At 63.3% G+C, this 23965-nt stretch carries 15 protein-coding genes; 12 read left to right on the plus strand and 3 right to left on the minus strand.

Translation table 11 applies throughout. The annotated features are described in order from the left end of the window. Together PQ457_RS18055 and PQ457_RS18060 are read right to left on the minus strand one after the other, a co-directional pair. A complete protein-coding gene (locus PQ457_RS18055) occupies positions 1–1485 on the minus strand; it encodes a glycerol-3-phosphate dehydrogenase (RefSeq protein WP_273620240.1) in 1485 nt (494 codons plus the stop codon). A 14-nt stretch (positions 1486–1499) separates the two neighbouring features. After that, positions 1500–2588 (minus strand): YeiH family protein, encoded by a 1089-nt coding sequence (locus PQ457_RS18060; protein WP_273620241.1) that lies wholly within the window; start codon positions 2586–2588, stop codon positions 1500–1502. A gap of 153 nt (positions 2589–2741) precedes the next feature. Between PQ457_RS18060 and PQ457_RS18065 the strand changes: the two genes are divergently transcribed. Then, a complete protein-coding gene (locus PQ457_RS18065; protein WP_273620242.1) occupies positions 2742–3959 on the plus strand; it encodes an MFS transporter in 1218 nt (405 codons plus the stop codon). A gap of 72 nt (positions 3960–4031) precedes the next feature. On the opposite strand, the gene PQ457_RS18070 is transcribed toward PQ457_RS18065, so the two are convergent. After that, positions 4032–6353 (minus strand): TonB-dependent receptor, encoded by a 2322-nt coding sequence (locus tag PQ457_RS18070; protein WP_273620243.1) that lies wholly within the window; start codon positions 6351–6353, stop codon positions 4032–4034. 183 nt (positions 6354–6536) lie between these two features. Between PQ457_RS18070 and PQ457_RS18075 the strand changes: the two genes are divergently transcribed. From PQ457_RS18075 to PQ457_RS18125, 11 genes are all read left to right on the plus strand, one after another. Beyond that, positions 6537–8537 (plus strand): alpha-glucosidase, encoded by a 2001-nt coding sequence (locus tag PQ457_RS18075; RefSeq protein WP_273620244.1) that lies wholly within the window; start codon positions 6537–6539, stop codon positions 8535–8537. Continuing rightward, a complete protein-coding gene (locus PQ457_RS18080; RefSeq protein WP_273620245.1) occupies positions 8534–9547 on the plus strand; it encodes a LacI family DNA-binding transcriptional regulator in 1014 nt (337 codons plus the stop codon). Before PQ457_RS18075 ends, PQ457_RS18080 begins: the two co-directional genes overlap by 4 nt. Then, complete coding sequence (locus PQ457_RS18085; RefSeq protein ID WP_273620246.1) at positions 9544–10458, plus strand: aldo/keto reductase; 915 nt, start codon at positions 9544–9546, stop codon at positions 10456–10458. The genes PQ457_RS18080 and PQ457_RS18085 overlap by 4 nt, the downstream gene beginning before the upstream one ends. Next, on the plus strand, positions 10455–11546 hold the full coding sequence (locus tag PQ457_RS18090; RefSeq protein ID WP_273620247.1) for an LLM class flavin-dependent oxidoreductase: 1092 nt from the start codon (positions 10455–10457) through the stop codon (positions 11544–11546). Before PQ457_RS18085 ends, PQ457_RS18090 begins: the two co-directional genes overlap by 4 nt. A 52-nt stretch (positions 11547–11598) precedes the next feature. Next, entirely contained in the window at positions 11599–13074 is a 1476-nt protein-coding gene (locus PQ457_RS18095) for a glycerol kinase (RefSeq protein WP_273620248.1), read from the plus strand. Positions 13075–13089: 15 nt separating this feature from the next. Beyond that, positions 13090–14325, plus strand: a complete 1236-nt coding sequence (locus tag PQ457_RS18100) for a molybdopterin-dependent oxidoreductase (protein WP_273620249.1) — start codon at positions 13090–13092, stop codon at positions 14323–14325. After that, positions 14322–14735 (plus strand): hypothetical protein, encoded by a 414-nt coding sequence (locus tag PQ457_RS18105; protein WP_273620250.1) that lies wholly within the window; start codon positions 14322–14324, stop codon positions 14733–14735. The genes PQ457_RS18100 and PQ457_RS18105 overlap by 4 nt, the downstream gene beginning before the upstream one ends. Positions 14736–15413: 678 nt before the next feature. Further along, the gene (locus PQ457_RS18110; RefSeq protein WP_273620251.1) at positions 15414–17900 is read left to right on the plus strand and encodes a TonB-dependent receptor; all 2487 of its coding nucleotides are present in this window, start codon (positions 15414–15416) and stop codon (positions 17898–17900) included. 146 nt (positions 17901–18046) lie between these two features. Then, positions 18047–19264, plus strand: a complete 1218-nt coding sequence (locus PQ457_RS18115) for a YdcF family protein (protein WP_273620252.1) — start codon at positions 18047–18049, stop codon at positions 19262–19264. A 17-nt stretch (positions 19265–19281) separates the two neighbouring features. Next, positions 19282–21300 (plus strand): glycoside hydrolase domain-containing protein, encoded by a 2019-nt coding sequence (locus PQ457_RS18120; protein WP_273620253.1) that lies wholly within the window; start codon positions 19282–19284, stop codon positions 21298–21300. A gap of 111 nt (positions 21301–21411) precedes the next feature. After that, a complete protein-coding gene (locus PQ457_RS18125) occupies positions 21412–23931 on the plus strand; it encodes a beta-glucosidase family protein (protein ID WP_273620254.1) in 2520 nt (839 codons plus the stop codon). Positions 23932–23965 lie beyond the last annotated feature (34 nt).

The following is a 23965-nucleotide window of genomic DNA, read 5'->3' on the forward strand; positions in this document are numbered from 1 at the left end:
TCACGCTCTCCTCTCCGCCATATATTTTTCAAGCCGCGCGGTCTGGCGCGCGTCGAAACGCAGCCCCAGCTTGGTGCGCCGCCACAGGATGTCGGCGGGCTCCGCCGCCCATTCCTCGCGCATCATCCAATCCACCTCGCAGGCGTAAAGGCCATGGCCGAAGTCCTCGCCATCCTGGGCCATCGTGGCGCTCACCGGCCCGTCCGATGCCAGCACCAGCGTACCGTGACACCGCACAAGGCGCCGCAAGACCGGATGCGGCAGATCGGGCCGCCGCGCGTGAAGGGCATCAATAAGATTGCCTTGTCCCTCCTTTGGGAAATCGCCCCCCGGCAAGGCGGCACCATGCGTCCATGGCGTGCCGGTGATCGCGGGGACCAGCGGGGCCAGACGATCCACCGCGCCGGCGGCCAGATGGCGATAGGTGGTGATCTTGCCCCCGAATACGGACAGCAGCGGCGGCTCACCCTCGCCCCCATCCACTTCGAAGCGATAGCCGCGCGTCGCCGCCTCGGGCCGCCCGGAGCCGTCCGACACCAGCGGGCGAACGCCGGAATAGGTCCAGACCACGTCGTCCGGCGTGATCTGGCGCCGGAAATATTCATTCACCCCCGCGCAGAGATACGCGACCTCCTCCTCGCTGGCGCGCACATCGGACAGCGGACCGGTGTGATCCCGGTCGGTCGTGCCCACCAGCGTGAAATCCTCCTCATAGGGAATGGCGAAAAAGATCCGGCCGTCGGGCAACTGAAAAAAATAGGCTTTCTCGTGATCGAACAGGCGCGGCACGACGATATGCGACCCGCGCACCAGCCGCATCTGTTGCCGCGTTTCCTGCCCGGCCCGGCCCAGCAGGTCGAGCACGGCGGGGCCTGCCGCATTGACCACAGCCCCGGCGGTGAAGGAACCTTGCGATGTCTCGATTTGCCATTGGCCTCCGCTGCGGCGCAGGGCCTCGACCTTGCAGCGCGTGCGGATGTCCGCGCCGCGCAGTGCCGCATCGCGGGCGTTGAGCACGACCAGCCTTGCATCATCCACCCAGCCATCGGAATAGACGAAACCCTTGGTATAGGCGGGTTTGAGCACCTCTCCTTCAGGGCTTTGGGACAGGTTGATGGTTTGTGCGGGCGGCAGCGCGCGGCGGCCGCCGATATGGTCGTAGAGAAAAAGGCCAAGCCGCAGCAGCCAGCGCGGGCGCAACCCGGCGCGATGCGGCAGCACGAAACGCATCGGCCAGATGATATGGGGCGCGATGCTCCACAAAACCTCGCGCTCGCTCAGAGCTTCGCGCACCAGCGCGAATTCGTAATGCTCAAGATAGCGCAGCCCGCCATGGATCAGCTTGGTGCTGGCCGAGGAAGTGCCTTGCGCCAGATCGCCCTGTTCGAGCAGCAGGACGCGCGCGCCGCGCCCGGTGGCATCACGCGCGATTCCCGCCCCGTTGATGCCCCCGCCGATGATGGCCAGATCATAGTCCGGTTTCATTCGATCCCCCACTTTCATCGGATCACCCACATGGCAAAGCCGAAAGCGACAAGAAAAGAGGTGGCCGTGGCCGCCAGCACCGGCAGCACCGAATTCCACCCCAGTTGCAGAATAAGATCTGTGCGTGTCCGCATCGCCGTGGCCGTCACGGCCAGCAGCAGCAGCCCTTTGGACAGCAAAAGCGCATTGGCCGAGATGATCGCGGGCACGGCGATGAACGAATGGCCCACCACCAGCGCGAGAAAGGCCAGAATGAAGGGTGGCAGAGCCAGCGCTTTCCATGGCGAGACGCCCTTTCCGCGCGAATCGAAACGCTCGATAACAACAGCGGCCAGCGCCACCAGCGGCCCCAGCAGGGCGACGCGGGTGAGCTTGACCACCGTGGCGGCCGCGCCTGCGGCATTGGAGACGGCATAGCCCCCGCCAATCGACTGGGCGACATCGTGGATGGCTGCGCCGGTCAGAAAACCGGCCTGACGCGCATCGAAATGGGCCACGCGGGCCAGTTCGGGATAGATCGTCATCGCCAGCGCGCTGGCCACCGAGACGACCACCAGCGTCAGTGTGAATTGCGCCTGGCTGACCCTTTCGCGGCCGACCACGCCGTAGAGCGCGAGCGCCGCCGAGGCCCCGCAAATGGCCGTCGCGCCTCCGGCCAGAATGCCGATCGCCAGCCCCTGCCCCGCCATGCGCGCGCCCAGCAGCGCCGCCGCAATCGCCGCCGTCATCACCACCAGCAGCGCGACAAAGGGCACCAGTCCAAGCGCCCCGATCTCCGACAGCGTGACCTGAAAGCCAAGCAGCACGATACCCCAGCGCAAGCATGTGCGCCCGACGAATTCCAGCCCCGGCGAGGTCCGCGGATCGGCCGAAACGAATTGCATCGCCAGCCCCAGCAGCAGCCCCATCAGGATGATCGGCATGCCGTAATGGTCGGAAAACCATGCGCCCGCCGCGCTGACAATCGCGCTGATGGCGATGCCGGGCGTGAGTTGGCGCCATTTGGCCGGCGGCGCGGGCGGCGCGGGCGCCAGATGGGTTTCGCCAAACAGATCGCCTGCCCACAGCGGGGTATTATCCTTGGCATCGGAACTTGCCGACATAGGTTGCATCTTCCCCAAATGTTCTTGTGTCTGTGCCGCCTCGACCGAGAATCTGTCCCACGGTGTCACAACACGCTTTCCTTATCCTCCAAAAGCGCTACTGTGCAAGAGCAAAGCGCCGCGAATGCGCTCTGATTTGGGGAGAGATGGACCATGGAACCTGCGACCAAGCGGGCTTCTTCCGGCGCGACCATGGCATTGGTCGCGCTGTTGTTTGCGGGCAATGCGCTCAATTATGTCGATCGTCAGGTGGTGGCGCTGCTCAAACCCACGCTGCAGGCCACATTTCATTGGAATGATGGCGATTTTGCGCATCTTGGCTCGGCTTTTCAATTTGCCGCAGCCGGGGCGCTGGTGTTCGTCGGGTGGTTTATCGACCGCTTGGGGGTGCGCGTCGCCTATGGCGCGGCGGTCACGGTCTGGAGCCTTGCGGGCATGGCGCATGCCCTTGCCTCCAACGTCCAGCAATTCGTTACCGCCCGAGTCGTGCTGGCCATCGGCGAGACGGTCAGCACCCCTGCAGGCGTCAAATCGGCCACCATTTATTTACCGCCAGAGCGTCGAAATCAGGCGTTGGGCATCATAAACACCGCTCCCAACATCGGCGCTATTCTGACACCGTTGATCATACCGCCTTTCGCGATGGCTTTTGGCTGGAAAGCCGCCTTTTTCGTGACCGGCGGGCTGGGTCTGGTCTGGCTGCTGGCATGGTGGTGGGGCACGCGGTCGCTCGAGCCAGTGACCAAAGTGGCCGAGCGCGCGCCCGTCAACTGGCGTGAATTGCTGGGCGCCCGCAGCAGTTGGGTTGTGATCGGCGCCAAATTCCTGACCGATGGCGTCTGGTGGTTCGTGCTGTTCTGGATGCCCGATTTTTTCAACCGCATGTTCGGCATGGGTCAGGCTCGGCTGGGCCTCCCGGTGGCCATCATCTTCTCGCTGGCGGCGGCGGGCGCCCTGACCGCAGGCGGGCTCTTTCCGCGCCTGCGCCGTGGAGGGATGAGCGTCAATGCGGCGCGCAAACGCTCGATGCTGTTCTTTGCGCTGGTGGTGCTGGCCATGCCGATGGCCTTGTTGACGCATAACGTGTGGGTCGCGGCTCTGCTGATCGGTCTGGGCCTGTTCGCGCATCAGGGTTTTTCGACCAATATCTTTGGCATGACCGCCGATATTGTCCCGGCCGGGCGTGTGGCCAGTGTGATCGCGCTGGGTGCGGTGGCGGGCAATCTGGCGGGCATGGGAGTGATCGAGCTGGCGGGTTGGTCGCTTTCCAGCGGGCTTGGTTATACGCCGATGTTCATCCTGTGCGGCGGCGCCTATCTGCTGGCGCTGGGCTGGATCCATCTGGTGATGCCGCAGTTGGAAACCGCCTGAACCATTCCGGCCCACAACAAAAAGGGGGCGCTCCGGTCTGGAGCGCCCCTCTCTTTTTACCTTTATTTTCAATCAGAAGTTATAGCGGGCGCTGATCCCGAAATAGCGCATGGCATCGCGCGGGATCTGATAGCGATAGCTGCCCCCCGGCCCGCCGTTGATGATCGCGGCGGCATAGGCTTGATCGAACAGGTTGCGCACCTGCGCCACGATCCGCCACTTGTCAGTGGGCGAAACCAGACCGGCCTGGATATTGACCAGACCATAGGCCGGGATCGTGCCGAACTGGCGCTGCACATCATTGGGCGTGAAGAGCGACAACTGGCTCGACTGGAAATTGCCCGATGCGCCAAACACCAGATCGGCCCAGCCGTCGGTGCGCACGCGATGGTCGAGGCTCAACGACCCCTTCCATTTGGGCGCATAGGCCAGCGGTGTGCCGGGTTGAATGATCGACGTGGCGGCCGCGCCGGGTGCGGCATAGAAGTTGACCACATGCGCGTCCGTATAGGCCAGACCACCGCTCAACGTGGTATCCGGGCCAAGGCGCCAGGACATGTCGGCCTCAACACCCTTGGTCGAAACCTCGCCCGCGTTGGTAAAGCGGGTGACCACCACGCCTGCCACCAGATCCGGGTTATTCGCCTGGAAATTGTGATACTTGGCATAGAAACCAGCAAGGTTTACCGTCAGTTTACCGCCAAGCAGCGTGTTCTTCAGCCCCACTTCAAAGGCATCGGACGTTTCGGGCGCGATCACATTGGTGCCCGAGGGCGTCAGGTTGAAGAAGATGTTATAGGCCGGACCCTTATAGCCGCGCGCATAGCTGGCATAGGCCATCACATCGCGGCTGAGATCGGCCTGAAGCACCGCCTTGCCCGAGAGATTGTCCTTAGAGGTGCCGGTGCGGAAGGGCACGCCGTTGGACACGCCCGTGTCATAAACGCCCTGATCGAAATTGCCGTTGATGCCCGGCCCGGCCAGCGTGGTGCGGCGGATGTGGAATACATCGAGCTTGTCATGGGTATAGCGCAGGCCGCCAACAAGACGGACATGATCGGCCAATTTGAACGTGGCCTGTCCGAACAGTGCCACATTGTTGAAGGTCGATCCGAAATCGGCCGTCGCGCTGGGGAAGGTCGAGGCATTGGCATTCGCGCTGCCGCAGGGGATCAGCACGCCCGTGGGCGCGGTTGCCGTGGCGGTGCAGACTTCATCATTGCGGGTGAAGATGCGTTCGGAATAGGCGCGCGAATAATAGGCGCCCAAGACATAGGAAAGCCGGTTGCCCGCAGGTGAGGTCAGCCGCAATTCCTGGCTGAACGTGTTCGACTTTTGCGGGCCGGTATCGTGCAGCTGGTTGAACCCGACATAGGCGCGGTCGAGCCAGTCGCCGTCGCGGATTTCGGTGTTGTTCCATTCGCGATAGGCGGTGATGCTGGTCAGCGTATGGGTGCCGATGTCAATATCGGCCTGTCCCGAAACGCCCCAGCCGTCTTCCTTGGTGCTCGTCACAAGATTTTGATTGATAAAGCGGGTTTTGGCGCCCTGCGGCGTGGGCAGCACATTGAAGGCCAGGCTGGAGGATGGCGCGCCCGCCCCCGTCAGCGCTCCGGTGGCGATGATGTCGGCGCAGCAATTGTCATTGTTGCGGTGATAATCGGCCGCCACATAAATCTTCACGCCGGTGCCGGGATTGTAGAGGAATTGGGCGCGGCCGCCGACATGGTCATAGCCGTTGACCATCGACTGGGTGGCCAGATTCCGGATATTGCCGTCATAGCCGCTGGCAAAGCCGGTGAAACGCGCGGCCAGATCCTTGCCCAGCGGCACATTGAGCGCGCCCTTTACGCGCCATTCGTTGCCCTCGAAATAATTGGCCTCGATGCTGCCGGAAAATTCGTTCTTGGGCATCTGGCTGGTGATGTTGATCACGCCCGCGCTGGCGTTCTTGCCGAAGAGCGTGCCCTGCGGCCCGCGCAGCACTTCCATCTGGGCGATGTCGACCAGATCGCTGAACGCCTCGCCCGAGCGGGCATAGACCACGCCGTCCACCACGGTCGAAACCGAAGGCTCGCCCGCGATCGAGAATGTGGCCGTGCCGACACCGCGCAGATAGATAGTCTGATTGAGGGTGGTGCCCGATTTCTGGAAGTTTAGGGCCGGGACAAGCTGGGTCGCGCTTTCAATGCTGGGGCGGGCAGCGGCGGCCAGCGCCGCGCCGGACAGCACCGAGACGGCCACCGGCACGCTGTGGAGCGACTCCGAACGCTTCTGTGCGGTGACGACGATTTCTCCGGCCGTGGCCGAATCCGCTGCCTGCTGGGCCAGAGCAGGCGTGCTGGCCACAGCCAGAAGCGGCAGGCACAATAAGGACGATAGATTTGATTTCATGATAAAATCCTCCCCAAATGCGGGGGCTTGGGCAATCTTGCCTCTTCCCGCGACGGCTTCTCTCTCGCATTTTTTGACACTGCGATTGATGGTTGATTTGCCTGCCGCGTGGCGATATGTCAAGCGGTGTCACATCAATCCAGTCACGGATTGCCAAGACCAAAACCAACGTTTGGATGAGCGATGCAGGTGCAATTTTCCCCGTTCAAAGACGGTTTTCAGCTTGATTTCGCCGGGCAGACAGTGCTCCGCCACGACTCGCAATGTCCTGCGCTGGTCATAGCGCGGGGCGATCCGTCGATTGAAATGTATCGGGGCAATTTCCGCATCGAGGATGCGCCCTGCGACAGCATCATCCCCACAGGCTGGCGTGTAGAGGATGGCGCGGTTCTGCTGCTGCACGAGGGCGCGCCGGTTGCCCGCCTCGCGCTGGATCAGGCCGCGCTGACGGTGCAGGCGCTTGACCCTGCTTTCGACCGCCTCTGGGTTCATTTCCATGCCGAGCCGGGCGAAACCGCGTGGGGCGGCGGCGAGCAGATGAGTTATCTTGCGCTCAATGGCTGCCGCTTTCCAATGTGGACAAGCGAGCCGGGCGTGGGGCGCGACAAGACTACCGAACTGACCCGGATCATGGATGAGACGGGCATGGCCGGCGGTGATTACTGGAATACCAACTATCCCCAGCCCACCCTTCTCACCTCGCGCTGGCTGGCCATCCATCTCGATGCCAGCGTCTACAGCGTGATCGATGCCGTCGATCCGTCGCGCTGGACCTTTGAGATCTGGGCCGAACAGGCGCGCTTCGAACTTTTCGCCGCCGATGGGCCGCAAGACTTGGTTGGCCAGCTCTCGCTTCGTTTTGGACGCCCGCGCGCCTTGCCGGATTGGGCCATTGGCGGCGCGATTGTCGGGCTGAAACAGGGGGGAAAGAGCTTTGAGCGGCTCGAAGCCTTCATCGATGCAGGCGCCGCAGTCTCCGGCTTGTGGTGCGAGGATTGGGCAGGCATCCGCGAGACCAGTTTCGGCCGCCGCCTGTTCTGGGACTGGCAGCGCAGTGAGGCGCGCTATCCCGACCTGCCCGCGCGGATCAAGGCGCTGAACGAGCGGGGCATTCGCTTCCTTGCCTATGCGAACCCCTATCTGGCAGTTGATGGCCTGCTCTATCAAGAGGCGCTGGTGAGCGGCCATTTGTGCCGCAAGCTGGACAGCGACGAGCCCTATCTGGTCGATTTCGGCGAATTTGACTGCGGCGTCCTCGATTTCACCCGCGAGGAAAGCTGCGCATGGTTTGCCGAGCGTATTCTGTGTCGGGAGATGCTGGACATTGGCATTGACGGCTGGATGGCCGATTTCGGCGAATATCTGCCCACCGACGTGCGTCTTGCCAGCGGCATGGACGCGATGGAGGCGCATAATCTCTGGCCGGTCCTCTGGGCACAGGTCAATGACCGGGCGCTGGCCATGCGGGGCCGGCAAGGCGATGCGGTTTTCTTCATGCGCGCCGGGTTCAGCGGCGTATCGGGCCATTGCCCGCTTCTCTGGGCCGGGGATCAGTCGGTCGATTTTACCCGCCATGACGGCATCGGCACGGTCATCACGGCGGCGCTTTCGTCCGGGCTGGTCGGCAATGCCTACAGCCATTCCGATTGCGGGGGCTATACCTCGCTGCATGGCAATATCCGCAGCGTCGAACTGATGCAGCGCTGGTGCGAACTGGCCGCCTTTGCCCCGGTCATGCGCAGCCATGAGGGCAACCGGCCCGATGACAATCTGCAATATGATTCAAGCCCCGAACTGCTGGCCAATTTCGCCATGTGGAGCAGGGTTCATGCCCACCTGGCCCCCTATGTCCGCCACCTGTGCGACGAGGCGGTGGCCACCGGCCTGCCCGCCCAGCGGCCCCTGTTCCTGCATTACCCCGAAGAAACCAGCCTTTTCACCCTTCAGGACCAGTTCCTCTATGGCGCCGACCTGCTGGTCGCCCCCGTGGTCGAGGAAGGCGCGACCCGGCGCCGCGTGACCCTGCCGGGCGATCGGCCGTGGCGCCATGTGTGGTCGGGCGTGGATTATGCGCCCGGAACACATGACATTGCCGCTCCCATCGGCCATCCTCCTGTATTCTATCGGACAGAGAGCGCTTTTGCCGATCTGTTCGCCCAGATGGGGGGAATTGTGACGCAATGAGCGAGAGGTCCAATATTCGCGATGTGGCCGCATTGGCGGGGGTGGCGGTCAAAACGGTCAGCCGGGTGCTGAACGGCCATCCCTATGTCAGCGCCGCCATGCGCGAAAAGGTGGAAAAGGCGATGAAGGAGCTGGAATTCCGGCCCTCTATTGCCGCGCGCATCCTGACGGGATCGAAATCGAACCAGATCGCGCTGATCTATGACAACCACAGCCCCTATTACATGTTTCAGATCCAGAGCGGATGCTGGGATTATTGCAAGGCCCATGGCATCCGCCTGATCGCCCAGCCGGTCGATGTGGCCGATCCCGATGTGGGCGATTCCGTGCGCGGGCTGGTCAGCGAGACGCATGTGGACGGGATCATCCTGTCCTCGCCGGTCACGGATTGCGTGGGCGTGCTTCAGGCCTTGGACGCGCTGGACGTGCCCTTTGTCCGCATTTCGCCCGGCACCAACCATGCGCTGACATCCTCGGTGTTCATGGATGATGCGCAGGCCGCCGATGACATGACCACCCATCTCATCAACATGGGCCATCGCCGGATCGGCTTCATCAAGGGCCACCCCAACCACATGTCGAGCGATGACCGCCTGTTCGGTTATCGCCGCGCGCTCGACCGGGCGGGCATCGCCTTTGAGCCGCAACTGGTGATGCCGGGCGAATTTGATTTTGAAAGCGGATTTGCGGCGGGCGGCATGTTGCTGGATATGGCCCATCCGCCCACCGCGATCTTTGCCGCCAATGATGATATGGCGGCGGGCGTTCTGGCCATGGCGCATGGCCGGGGGATGGCGCTGCCCGAACAGCTTTCGGTGGTCGGGTTTGACGATACGACGCTGGCGCGCACCGTCTGGCCCGCGCTTACCACCATTCATCAGCCGATGGCCGAACTGGCCCGCACGGCCACCGAAATTCTCATCGCCGGGGGTGACATCACGCACCGCCGATTGTCCCACACCCTCGTCGAACGCGCCTCGGTTGCGGCGCCTTTCAGGAAGAACCCATGAGCCTTTTGCCCCTCCCTCCCGCCCTGCGCCCGCTGGGGGCGTCCGGTTTGAATGTGTCGCCCATCGCGTGGGGCATGTGGCGCCTTGCCGAAGGCGGGCGCACAGCGGCCGATGCCGCGCGGCTGGTCCATGCCGCGCTGGACGCCGGGATCAATCTGCTCGACACGGCCGATATCTATGGCTTTGACGGCGTCGGCGGCTTTGGCGATGCGGAAAGCCTGCTGGGCGAGGTGATTGCGGCCGATCCGGGGCTGCGCAGCCGCTTTGTGCTGGCCACCAAGGGCGGCATCATGCCTCCCCTGCCCTATGACCAGTCGCCCGCCTATCTCTCGGCAGCCATTGATGCCTCGCTGCGGCGTTTGAAGGTCGACACCATCGACCTCTATCAAGTTCACCGCCCCGACATTCTGGCCCATCCGGCTCAGGTCGCCCGCGTTCTGGACGATGCGGTGGCTTCGGGGAAAATCCGCGCCATCGGTGTGTCCAATTTCACGCAGGCGCAGGTGGCCGCGCTCAACCATTTCCTGACCAACAAGCTGGTGGTGACCCAGCCTGAAATCAGTCCGCTGCGCATCACTGCGCTTGAAAATGGCGAGATGGATCAGGCAATGATGCTTGGCCTGACCCCGCTGGCCTGGTCGCCGCTGGGCGGGGGCCGTCTGGCTGCACCCGAATCCGCGCGCGATCTGGCCGTGGCCGAGGCGCTGGATGTTGTGGCCGCGGACCGGGGCGTGTCGCGCACCGTGGCGGCCTACAGCTGGCTGATGGCGCATCCCTCTGGGATCATTCCTATTATCGGTTCACAAAACCCCGCCCGTATCGCCGAAGGGGCTGCCGCCCTCTCGGTCCAGTGGAGCCGGGAAGAATGGTATGCGGTGCTGGTCGCCGCACGAGGAGAGAAGCTGCCATGAGCGACACCCAACAATGCGAAATCGCATGGTTTTCGGCCCTGTGTGACGACGATTACGAGTTTCTCGGCGTTCATGATCCCTATCTGAAATCCAGTTGGGAGCATTGCCGCAACATCGTCATGCGCGCCGAAGAGGGCGGGTTCGACAATATCCTGCTCCCCTCGGGCTATAGCCTCGGGCTGGACACCACCGCCTTTGCCGCCGCCGTGGCAACGCAGGTGCGCCGGATCAAGCTGCTTTGGGCCACGCGGATCGGTGAGGACTGGCCGCCGCAACTGGCGCGCCGCATCGCCACGCTGGACCGCATCCTTGGCCCCAACGCCGATGGCGCGGGCGGGCGGCTCAATGTGAATATCATTTCCTCGGACATGCCGGGCGAAACGCTGGCTTCCGGCCCGCGCTATGCCCGCGCGACCGAGGTGATGAAGATCGTGCGCACCCTGCTCAACGGGCAATCGCTCGATCACGAGGGCGAGTTCTACAAGCTCAAGCTCGACCCGCCGCGCATCACCACGATTTCGGGCAAGGCCCCCGCTTTCTACTTCGGCGGTCTGAGCCATGAGGCCCGCGAATGCGCGGCCGAGGGCTGCGATGTCTATCTGATGTGGCCCGACACGATGGACAAGGTGCGCGAAACCATCGCGGACATGAAGGGCCGCGCCGCCCGTTTCGGCCGCAGCCTGAAATTCGGCTATCGCGCCCATGTCATCGTGCGCGAAACCGAGGATGAGGCCCGCGCCTATGCCACCCGCCTGCTCTCCAAACTGGACGATGACGCGGGCCGCGCCATCCGCGAACAATCGCTCGACGCCAAGAATTTCGGGGTTCAGCGTCAGGCCGAACTGCGTCAGGCGGCAGGCAATGACGGCTATGTCGAGGATCATCTGTGGACCGGCATCGGGCGTGCTCGCTCGGGCTGCGGCGCGGCGATCATCGGCACGCCCGATCAGGTGCTCTCCAAGCTGCGCGCCTATCAGGCCGAGGGGATCGAGGCCTTTATCCTGTCCGGTTATCCCCATGCCCAGGAAGCCGACCTGTTCGCCCGCCATGTGCTGCCGCATATCAAGCATGGCCCGCTGAACATTTGAACGCAGCAAGGGGGGCGGCATGCATCGCCCCCCTACCATGCGGAGAGAAGCCGTGAGCGATTTCCTGCTGGTGCTGGATGAGGGAACCACCTCGACCCGCGCCATTCTCTATGCCCATGACGGCACGGTGGTCGGCACAGCCCAGCGCGAGTTGACCCAGCATTATCCCGCGCCGGGTCTTGTCGAACATGATGCCGATGAAATCTGGGATCAGACGCTGGCCTGTGCGCGGAAGATGGTGGAGCAGGCTGGCGGGGCATCACGCATTGCCGCGATCGGCATCACCAACCAGCGCGAAACGGTTCTGGCTTGGGATCGGCGCAGCGGGCAGCCTCTGGGCCGCGCCATCGTCTGGCAGGACCGCCGGACGGCCGAGACGTGCGAGGGGCTGCGCGTGGCGGGCCATGAGGCGATGGTGCGCGAGAAAACGGGCCTGCTGCTCGACCCTTATTTCTCGGCCACCAAAATGCGCTGGATGCTCGACCATTGGCCCGCACTTGGCGAGTCTGGGGATGCTCTGGCCTTTGGCACGGTGGAAAGCTGGCTGGTGTGGAAGCTCACCGGCGGGCTCCATATCACCGATGCCAGCAATGCGAGCCGGACCATGCTGATGGCGCTGGACGGGGCGGATTGGGATGATGATCTGCTGGCGCTGCACGGCGTGCCGCGCGGGGCCTTGCCCGAGATTGTCGATACGGCGGGCGCCTTTGGGCATACCGCGCCCGACCTGTTTGGAGCGCCGATCCCGATCTGCGGCCTTGCCGGGGATCAACAGGCCGCCACCATCGGCCAGCAATGCCTGCGCGCGGGGCAGGTCAAGGCGACGCTGGGCACGGGCGCTTTTGTGCTGGCCAGCACCGGCGCGGTGATCCCGCGTTCGCGCCACCGCCTGCTGGGCACGGTTCTGGCCCAGATGGATGGACAGCGGACCTATGCGCTCGAAGGCTCGGTCTTTGTCGCAGGCTCTCTGGTCAAATGGCTGCGCGATCAATTGTGCATGGTGGTTGCTGCCGCCGAGACCGAGACGCTGGCGCGCAGCGTGGCGGATAATGGCGGGGTGTGCATCCTGCCCGCGCTGTCCGGGCTGGGCGCGCCGCATTGGCGGGCCGAGGTGCGCGGCCATATTGCGGGCCTGTCGCACAGCACCGGCCGGGCGCATATCGTGCGCGCGGCGCTCGAAACCATCGCCCATCAGATGCATGATCTGCAAACCGCCTTTGCCGCAGACGATGCGCCATGGCATGATCTGCGGATCGATGGCGGCATGAGCGCCAATGACTGGATCGCGCAGGATCTGGCCGATATGCTCGACATCAGCGTCGAGCGTCCGGCGGGCGTGGAAACCACGGCTCTGGGTGCGGCGATGCTGGCCGGGGTGGGCTGCGGGCTCTATGCCGGGTTGGAGGACGCAGCCGTCATGCGCAAGGGAGCGCGAAACTTTATCCCTGCCATGGTGCAGGCCGTGCGCAGCGCCCGCCTTGCGCAATGGCATGATCTGTTGGCGACCGAATTGGCGAAACACGCGTAAGGAGCGCTTGTCAGGATGACTCTCTTCAACCCGGCCCTTTCGCGCCGAAAACTGTTGGGCGGTGTGGCAATGGGCGGCCTTGGCATGGTGACCCAGCCTCTGTGGGCGCAGGGCATGGTGGATCTGCACCTGCCCGGCAAGCCTTCGAAACGTCCGCTGACCAAGGCTTTTCCGCAAAAGGGTGAGATGATCCTGCAACGGGTTCGCCCGCCTTTGCTGGAAACGCCGATGCAGGTGTTTGACCAGCATATATTGACCCCCAACGACCAGTTCTATGTCCGCTGGCATTGGGCCAATATTCCCGAAAGCGTGGATGCCAAGGCCTTTCGCCTGACGGTGCGCGGTCATGTCGAGCGCAAGGTGGAATTGCGGCTCGACGATCTGCTGTACGGGTTTGAGCGGATCGAATATGTCGCGGTCAACCAATGTTCGGGCAATTCGCGCGGTCTGTTCTCGCCATCGGTGGCGGGGGCCGAATGGGGGCATGGCGCGATGGGCAATGCGCGCTGGACGGGCGTGCGGCTGCGCGATGTGCTGGACCGGGCGGGCGTGAAGGCGGGCGCCGTCGATGTGCGCTTTGGCGGACTGGACGAGGCGATGGTGAGCGAGGGGCCCAAGTTCCTTAAATCGCTGGGCATTGATCACGCGCGCGATGGCGAGGTGATGATCGCCTATGCGATGAACGGCGAACCTTTGCCCCTGCTCAACGGATATCCTTTGCGGCTGATCGTGCCGGGCTGGTACTCGACCTATTGGGTCAAGATGCTCTCGGACATCGAGGTTCTGCCGCAAAAGGATGACAATTTCTGGATGGCCAAGGCCTATCAGGTCCCCAAAACGCCGTTCGGCCATGTTCCGCCCGGCACCGCCGATTTCCCCAAAGAGCCGATCAGCCGCATGGTGCCGCGCTCGCTCATCACCAATCTGGCCGAGGGTCAGGCGGTGAAGGCGGACGCGCCGCTGACCATCTCCGGCATTGCCATGGGCGGCGATTGCGGCGTGGCCAGAGTAGAGATCTCCACCGATGGGGGCAACAGTTGGCAGAATGCCGCTTTGGGCGAGGATCTTGGCCCCTATAGCCTGCGCCGGTTTACACACCGGATCACCTTGCCCGCGGGCATGGGCAAAGTGGCCTGCCGTTGCACCAACACCAAGGGTATCAGCCAGCCTCTGACCATGAACTGGAACCCCGGCGGTTATATGCGGGCGGGGGTAGAGACGGTCAACGTGATCGCGGGAGAACAGGCATGAAGGGCAAGCTGGGTGTGGGCCTTGGGGGCCTGACGGGTCTGGCGGGAGTGGGACTGGCGCTGGCGGCTCCGGCATGGGCAGCATCCCCCGGACATCCGCCGCACAAGGCGACATCAAAAGTCTCGGCCAAGGCACCGGCCAAAACCTTTGCCTTCCGCAATGTCCGGGTCAGCCTGCCGCAGGATTTCGACGTGGAATATCCCGCCGGGCCCGGCGTGGATGCGGTCAATGCCAATTGCCGGGCTTGCCACTCGCCATCCATGGCGCTGTCGCAGCCACCCCTCTCGGCCGAGGAATGGCACAAGGAGGTCCGCAAGATGATCGATGTCTACAAAGCGCCGATTGCGGAGGATCAGGTGGAGGCCATCACGGGGTATCTGGCAAACCTGTCGGCATCGGCGCCAAAATAGCAGGGGCATAACAGAGCCTTCGCCCGGCTTCAGGTGTCGATGCCCTGCCCGGAACGGTGCTTCTGGCAGACATCTGTCCTTGGGCATCGCTGCAACGCATCTGAGAACCGACATGGACCGGCGTGAGTTGGCGTTGTTCCGGTGGCCTGTCCGCCTTTGGCATCCTCATGCCCGCAAATGCAAATCTTGCGGGTGCGCGCGTTCATCGCACGCCGGTCGCCGCGAAGGGCACGGTCGGACACGGCGCTTGTTGCTTCGGTGGGCGGCTTAAGCAGCACCTGCTCGGTGCGGTGATTTTTTGCTGGGTATATGCGCATGTCAGTAATGTTGATTAAGTCAACATTACTGACATCATCTGAATCAGCAGCAACAGGCTGGTCATCGCTGCGATGATGGGCGCAATCCAGCCCACCGTGAGTCGGAATTGCAGGCCTGCAATCTGTCACAAATCCGTAGTGAAATCTCCTGCTCGCATTGGATGACAGAAAATTTAAACGACATAATATCAGTATAATATTGCTTATTTCTCATCCTGTTTGACCTTTTCTTTTATCGGCACAAAGCCCGCGGTGCTGTCATCAAAATTACCCGGAATCGCACTAGTCGAACGCGGCAATGGCACGGGGGTGCCGACCATTTATTTAATTAAATTGACGTATTAAAAAGGGGCGAAATCACATGCATATTTCCAATCGGGTTTCCATGCTCGCCATCGGGCTGATGCTGGGCCTTGCCACCCAGGCGCAAGCCGAGGAAGCGCCTGCGCCGCCCGTTCAGGCGCAGGACCAGCCCACCGACATCATCGTGACCGGCGCCGCCCGAGCCGAACGCCGCTTTGATGTCTCCTATGCGATCAACTCGCTGGGCCAGAATGACATTGCCAAGATCGCGCCCAAGAATTTCGCCGACCTGCTCGGCACCGTGCCCGGCATCCATGTCGAGGCCACCGGCGGCGAGGTTCAGAACATCACCCGCGTGCGCGGCATTCCCACCGACCGCGGCTATCTGATCTTTCAGCAGGATGGTCTGCCGCTCTATCACGAAATCGATGGCGTGTTCTTCAACTCGGGCGAAGGCATGAACCGCTATGACCTGATGAGCGAGCGCGTGGAAATCGTGCGCGGCGGCCCGGCCCCGATCTATGCCAGCAGCGCGGCGGCCATCGCCAACACGATCACCGTCACCGGCAAGGCGCAGTCCGCAGGCAAGGCGCAGGTCACGCTGGGCGACACCGGCCTCTATCGCCTTGATGCGATGCAGTCCGGCCCGTTGGGGGATCGCACCTATTACGCCATCGGCGGGTTCCTGCGCCAGCACGACGGCTATCGCGACAGCGGCTTTCCCAGCGATCGCGGCGGCCAGATCCGCGCCAATATCAAGCATGACCTCGACAATGGCTATATCAAGGCCTCGGTCATGTATGTGAATGACCATAACGTCTTTTATCTGCCGATCCCGGTGGCCGATCCGCGCAATCCTGCGGTCTCGCTCGACCCCTATATCAATTATTTCAACGGTACGATGAACTCGCCCTCGCTGCGCAATGTGGTGATCAAATATCGTGACGGCGCAGGCGTGACGCAAAGCCTGACGCGCGATCTGGCCAATGGGCGCCATATGCGCTTTTTCAACGCGGGGCTGGATTATCAGGGCGATTTCGGAGGCTGGCTGATCTCGGCCAAATTCGGCGCGACGCAGGGCAAGAGCAGCTTTGACGCCTTTTATTCCACCACCAACCCGGCGGATGCCACCACCTTCGCCAACAGCTATCTGACCGCCGCGCAGACCGCCTTTGGCGCGGTGACGCGTATGGGCTATGCGATTGCCGGCTCCAACGGCCAGAGCGTTTACAACCCTGCCGCCGCCTCGGGTCTGGTCATGTCGGGCCAGTATCGCGCGGTGGAATCGAAATTCTACTCGGTTCAGGGCGATCTGAGCGTCACGCGCAAATTCGACACCCCGCTGGGCAGCCATGACCTGCGCGCCGGACTTTACAGTTCATTTTACGGAAACACCAATTTCACCGTCTATCAGGACATGCTGATCGAAGTGGCCGGCAAGCCGCGCACACTCGATCTGGTCGCCTATTCGAGCAGCGGCGCGGTATTGGGCTATGTCACGCAAAATGGCGTGCTGCGCTATGGCACCACGCTGGCCAATGCCAAGGCCGATGCGCGCATGATCGCGCTTTACGCCAATGACACATGGGACATCACCGATGGCTTGCGGGTGGACGCGGGCATCCGGCGCGAATGGTATGGCTACACCGGCTTTGCCACCAACACGACCGCCGCCGATCTGGGCGATCCCACCACGCTGGCCGACAATGCGGTGCGCGCGCTCAACGCCACCACCGTCAACCAGCGACTGAACCCTTCGGCCACCAACTGGACCGTGGGCGTCAATTATGATTTCACCCGCCATCTGGGCGCCTATGCCCGCGTGTCCAATCTGGAGGTGCCGCCGCAGGCCAATGTCGTGGCCAGCATCAACCCCACCATCGTCCAAACCAAAGCGCGCCAGTATGAATTGGGCATCAAGGCCAGTTTTGGCCAGAATTACCTTTATGTGACTGGCTTTTACACCAAGTTTGACCCGTTCAACGCCTCCTTTGTCGCCTATAATCCCACCACGGGCCGCAACGATCAATCGGTGCCCTTCATCGGCGAGGCTGTGGCCAAGGGGATCGAAATGGACGGCCGGGTGGTGCCTGTCTCGTGGTTCGCGCTCAATGGCTCGGTGACGATCGCCGATCCGCAATATCGCAATCTGGCCAACAGTTCGGGCGCCGACCCCAGCGCGGTCAACGGCAAGCAGATCATCCGCGAGCCCAAATTCTTCGGCAACATTCGCCCCACCGTCAATCTCAAGCTGGGCAAGGGCGATCTCGAACTTTACGGGCGCTATGAATGGGTTGGCCGCCGTTATGTCGACCTGTTCAACCTGACCGCCCTGCCCGCCTATGAAACGCTGGGCGCCGGCGCGACGCTGAATTGGGGCCCATGGCGGGTGCAGGTGGTCGGTGACAATCTGACCAATGCCAAGGGCCTGACCGAGGGCAATCCCCGCACCGACCAATTGGCGGGTCAAGGGGCCAGCGATGCGATCTATGGCCGCCCGCTGTTTGGGCGCAATGTGCGCCTGATCGTTGGCCTGTCATGGTGATGGTTGGCTGAAAACTGCTGCACTTGGCCCCGCCGCGCTGGTCGCGGCGGGGCCTTTGGCCTTGGTGGGCCGATAGAAAAGAGGCGGATATGACAGGCAAGAAATCTGTGGGTTGGTTTGCGGGCCTTTGCGCCGCGCTCTTATGGATGCCGCATGTGTCCCTGGCGGCCACCAGCCATCCGGCCCCCGCGATCCGAACCGTGGCCGATCAGCCCCTGGCTCGGCGCATCGTCCCGCTGATGGATGATCTGGCGCAGGCGCCGGGTTGGCGCGCGGCCTTGCGCCGCGATGCCGATATGCAGGCGCTGGCCGCCGAACGCATGGCGCGGATCAATGCGGCCGGGGACTGCGTGCCGCAACCGGCCTGTCTGGCACAGGCATGGATGTGGAGCGAGGCGGACCGCGATCGCGTGTCGGGCGCGCTGCGCCGGATCGGCGCGGATCGGGCGCGGCTGACTGCTCTGGTCGGCGGGCGGATGCGGCCCTCACGGCAATACGCGCGTCATGCGGATTTAGCCGATGCCGCCTTGCTGGAGGCGGCATGGCGCGAGGCCGCAGCGGGCCTCAACCATATTGTCGCGGTCTATGCGCTGGGCGAAAAGCCGCGCTATCCGGTGATCGACAGCACAATTTTTGACTCCCGCGACACTTCCTATCCTGCCCTGCTCAAATCCCACGCCGCCGTCACGCTGGCCGAGGGGCGCGGGGATGATACGGTTTTCGACCCCGCATTGCGCTATGCGCTGGGCCTGCTGGCGGCCAATGAGCGCGCCAACGCGGCCGAATATCTGCCGCTTTCCTCCGGCCTTAACGCGCCCGCCTTCGCCGCCTTGCGCGCCATGAAACAGAACGCCTATCCCTATTCGGCGGTGCTGGTTTTCGGTCATGGACCGGAAGATCCCGTCTCGCACACCGGCGTGCTGGGCCATTTGCGCCTGCGCCTTGCCGCGGCGCAATTGGCCAAGGGCGCGGCGCCGGTCATTATCCTGTCGGGCGGACGGGTCCATCCCAACCGCACCGCCTATAATGAAGCGGTCGAAATGCGGCATGAACTGATCTCGCTCTATGGCGTCGCGCCCGCGCAAATCGTGATCGAGCCCCATGCCCGCCATACCACCACCAATCTGCGCAATTGCGCCCGCCTGCTGCTGGCCGCCCCCTTTGCGCAAGGCAAACCGGCTCTGCTGGTGACCGATCCGGCGACCCACGCCTATATTGCAAGCGAAGGCTTTGCCGCGCGCAACCGCGCCGAATTGGGCTATGAACCGGGGCGCGTGACGGCGGGGCCCGATGGGCTGTCGCTGCGTTTTGTGCCGGATGGACGCTCCTTCCATGTCGATCCCCAGGACCCGTTGGACCCATGAACAGATTGCGCCTCACCATGCTCGCATGTCTTGTGATCGCCGCCCCCTCGCGGGCGGAGCGGACAAAGCCGCTGGTCGATCTGGTCAACCCTTTTGTGGGCACGCTGGAGGACTACGGCCAATTGACGCCTGCGGCGGTTGCCCCCTTCGGCATGGTGCAATTGGGGCCGGATACCGCGCCCGCAAACCACAATGGCTATGATTATGCCGCGCAAACCCTGCGAGGCTTTTCGCATACCAGGGCAGTGGGTGTAGGCTGCGCCGGGGCGGGCGGCGATCTGTTGTTGGGGGGCGATTATGTCGGCGCCAGTGAAAATGCGCGGATGGATAAGGGCAGCGAACGCGCCTCCCCCGGCTTTTACCATTTGCGCTATGGCGGCGGGATTGTGGCCGATCTGGTGGCGACGCGCGGGGGCGGCGTTGCGCGCTTTACCCTGCCGCGCGCCGGGCGGGTGCGGCTGCGCCTCGATCCGGACCATGCCTATGCCAAACGGATCAGCGCGACGTGGCTGACCAATACAACACAGGATCTGCGCGCCGAACTGGTGGGCGGAACGGTCTGCAACGCGGGCGCCTACCGCCTGTTTACGGCCTCGACGCTGTGGCGCAACGGGCGGCCATTGGCCATGCCGGTGCAGATGGGGGCGGACCGGCGCGCCTTTGTGGAATTGGACGTGCATGGGGGCGATGTGCTGGAATGGCGCACGGGCCTGTCCTCGGTCGATGGCGATGGCGCGGCGCTTGTGCGTGAAACAGAGCTTGGCGTGCGCAGCTTTGCCGCGCTGTATGCGGACACCAAAAAGCGCTGGCAGGATCTGCTGGACCATTGGCGTCCCACCGGGCCAAAGCCCCGCCGCGCCCTGTTTGCCACTTCGCTGTTTCGCGCGCTGCAAACCCCGGTGGCGATTGCCGACAGCGACGGGCGCTATCGCGGAGCGGATGGGGTCATTCGTCATGCTCCCGCCGGACACCAGCGCTATGCCAGTTGGGCGATGTGGGACAATTACCGCACGTTGATGCCGTTGCTGGCGCTGGCCTATCCCCGGCAGACGCAGGACATCGCCGCATCGTTGGTCGAACTCTATCAGGTCGGCAAGCAGCGCTGGGCCACGAAGCGGGAGCCATTCCTGACCGTGCGGACCGAGCACAGCGGGGTGGCGCTGCTCGATTTCTACCGCAAGGGGATCCCCTTTGACGCAAAGGCGGCGTTGGCCGGCATGGCGGCCGAGAGCGACACTCTTGCCCGCGCCACGCCCGATGAACAGATCGAGGCGGCCTATGACGACTGGGCCACGGGGCAATTGGCGCGCGAACTGGGCGATGGGGCGAGGGCGCAGCGCTTTGGCCAAAAGGCGCTGACCTATCGCGCGATGTGGGCCGATGTGTTCCAAAATCTTGGCGCGGACGCAGATGTGGTCAAGGCGCGCGGCCTTTATCAGGGTACGCTGTGGCAATATCGCTGGGCGCCGGTGTTCGATCTGCCATGGATGGTGTCGCAATTGGGACCGGCGCGTTTCGATGCCGAACTGGCGCGTTTCTTTGCCGACGACCTGTATAATATGACCAATCAGCCCGACATTCAGACGCCCTTTCTCTTCGCATGGCGCGGGCATCGCGAGCAAAGCGACCGCTTGGTCCGCCGCCTTCTCGATTTGCCGATCAACCATCCCTATACCAATGCGGGCAAACGCCCCGCCCCGTGGCATGGGCGCAGCTTTGCTTTGACGCCGCAGGGTTTTGCCGATGGAATGGACGATGACGCGGGCGGCATGACCAGTTGGTATGTCTGGGCCTCGCTGGGCCTTTACCCGCTGGTGCCGGGTGATCCGCATTACGTGGTGCTATGCCCTTCGTTTAACCGGATGCGGCTGCGTACCGCCGGGGGATGGGTTCTTATCCGGCGGGAGACAAACGCCTATGCCAAGGCCAGTTGGCGCAACAGGGCGGGCGTTTCGCGGGCCTTGGGGCCGATGCTGGCCCATGCTGATCTGGCCAAAGGCGGTGTGCTCAATGTGGGTTGCGCGGGGGGCTTTTGACCCTCTCATACCGCCCCTTATCCAATTTCAATTATTGATCTGGCTTTTTGATAAAATTGGCCCTACCAATGATTCCGCCCAGCAGAGAAAATATAGTGGGAGTGGACAGGCATGGCACGGAATTGGAACGGTCGATGGGCCTATGGCGCGGCGGTGATCGCTGTGGCGTCGGGCGCGCAATTGGCGCAGGCGCAGACCGCGAACCCCTGGATGACGGCAACCATTGTCGCCGAGCAGCAGAGCGCCCCTGATGACGCCGCGCGTGAGGCGGTGGCCAGGCGGCGTGCGAAAATGCTGATTTCGGCTATGACGCTGGATCAGAAATTGCAGCAATTGACCGGAGCCAAGCCTGAGATCCTGCCCGATCTGCCTGCATGTTTTGGCGGGCGGCATGTTACCGGCATCGCTTCGCTCGACATACCCACATTCCGCATCACCAATGGGCCGGTCGGTCTGGGCCAGAACGATTGCGTCTCGCCAGAGGTGAGCAAAATCAAGCTGCATATGCCAGGTTTTGGCGACATTTCCGCCGCCTATGGACATCCCAGTTCGGCCAAGGCCACCGCATTGCCCTCGGCCATTGGGGCCGCGGCCTCGTTCGATCCGGCTGTGGCGGGCATGTATGGCGAAGTGATCGCCGCGGAAATGCTCGATCTGGGCCTGCATGTATTCGAGGCGCCGGGCGTCAATCTGGCCCGCCTGCCGATCCTTGGCCGCAACATGGAATATTTCGGCGAGGACCCATATCTGAGCGGTTCGATGGCCGTGGCCGAGGCCAAGGCGATCCAGTCGCGCGGCCTGATCGCCATGGTCAAGCATTTCGCCGCCAATGAGCAGGAAACCAATCGTCAGACCATTCAGGAGACAGTGGACAGACAGACCCTGCGCGAGCTTTACCTGCTGCCCTTTGAAATGGCGGTCAAGGACGGCAAGGTCGCGGCGGTCATGTGCGCCTATAATTACGTCAACGGCCAGTCCTCCTGCGAAAACCGCACGATGCTTGACGATGTGCTGCGCAAGGACTGGGGCTTTACCGGCTATGTCCAATCCGACTTTTTCGCGATGAAGAGCACGGTGGCGACGCTGGCCAATGGCACCGATCATGAAATGCCGCTGCCGCTGCATTGGGCGCCCGCCAAGATCCGCGCGGCGCTGGACAAGGGCGAATTGACGCAGGCGCGCATCGACGAGGCTCTGGAGCGCCGCTATACCCAGAGCTTCAAACTGGGCATTTTCGACCGCAAGCTGGAACGCCGCCCGATCGACTTTGCCGCAGGCGGGCGCAAGGCGCGCGAGATCGGCGGGCGGGCCACCGTCCTGCTGCAAAACAATGGCGCGCTGCCGCTGCGCAAGGATCTGCGCAGGCTGGTGCTGATCGGCAAGGCCAGTCAGGTCTATGCCCAACAGGCCGTGGCGGGCGGCGCCGTGGTGGGCGAACTGATGGGCGCGGGCGGCGGCAGTTCGGACGTTGTGCCCGAATATACCGTATCGCCGCTGGCGGGTCTGCGCGCAGCGCTGGCGGATCTGGGCAATGCGGGGGCTTCGGTCCGGCTGATTCTGGTCGATGACACCAACACATCGGCCACCATTGATGGCCGGAACGCGAGTTTTGCTCAGGTGAAGGCAGAAGCGGCCAACGCCGATGCGGTGGTCATGATGGCGGGCACGATTTCGGAGGAAGGCGCCGACCGCGCCACCTTTACCGACCAATCTGGCCATCAGCTGGCCGCCCCTGCCTCGGCGGGCAGCAGCCTTGACTGGTATGCAGGCCGTTCAAACAAGATCGCCACCAGCGATAGCGACAATCGCGCGAAAAACAGCGGCACCGTGGCGATGATCGAGGCACTGGTGGCCAATCCCAAGGTCGCGGCCAAATCGGTGCTGGTGCTCAAAGACAATGCGGGGGTGGCCCTGCCTGCCTCGCTGGTGGGCGCCAAGGGGCCCGCGATCGTCGAGGCATGGTTTCCGGGACAGGAGGACGGCAATATCGTGGCCGATGTCCTGTTCGGCCGGATCAACCCCTCAGGCAAACTGCCGGTCAGCGTGCCTTTCACGGGCAAGGGCTTCCTCGATCATGTCAGCGCCTCGCAGTTCCCCGGCACGTTGTCGGCCGACGGCAAGCTGCAGACTGTCACCTACAGCGAGCAACTGGCCATCGGCTATCGCTGGTATGATGCCAATATCGGCGGGGCATGTCCGGCTATCAAGGGCCGCAACACCTGCCTTGCCTTCCCCTTCGGCCATGGCCTGTCCTATACCAGCTTTGCGGTGGGCAAGCCGGAGCTGACCCGCGCTGGGAGCGAATGGCAGGTTTCGGCCACCATCACCAACACCGGCCAGCGCGAGGGCGCGCAGGTGTTGCAGGCCTATCTGGGCCTGCCCGCCAGCGCCGACGAGGTGGGGGCAAAACAGCCGCCCCGCCGCATGATCGGCTATCAGCGCGTCACTCTGGCGCCGGGGGAAACCAGGCTGGTGTCGATCACCATCGATCCGGCCGCCAGCCATCACCCGCTGGGCGTCTGGGATGAAAAGATCCATGGCTGGGTCATCCCCAAGGGCGATTTCACGGTCTGGATCGGGACGTCTTCGGCGCCGGGCGATCTGAATAAGGCAGGTATTATCGCGCCTTGATGCGATAAGGGGGCGGGCGGCCGTGATGGCTGGC

Origin of the sequence: Novosphingobium humi, from assembly GCF_028607105.1 — a bacterium.
Taxonomy (GTDB): domain Bacteria; phylum Pseudomonadota; class Alphaproteobacteria; order Sphingomonadales; family Sphingomonadaceae; genus Novosphingobium; species Novosphingobium humi.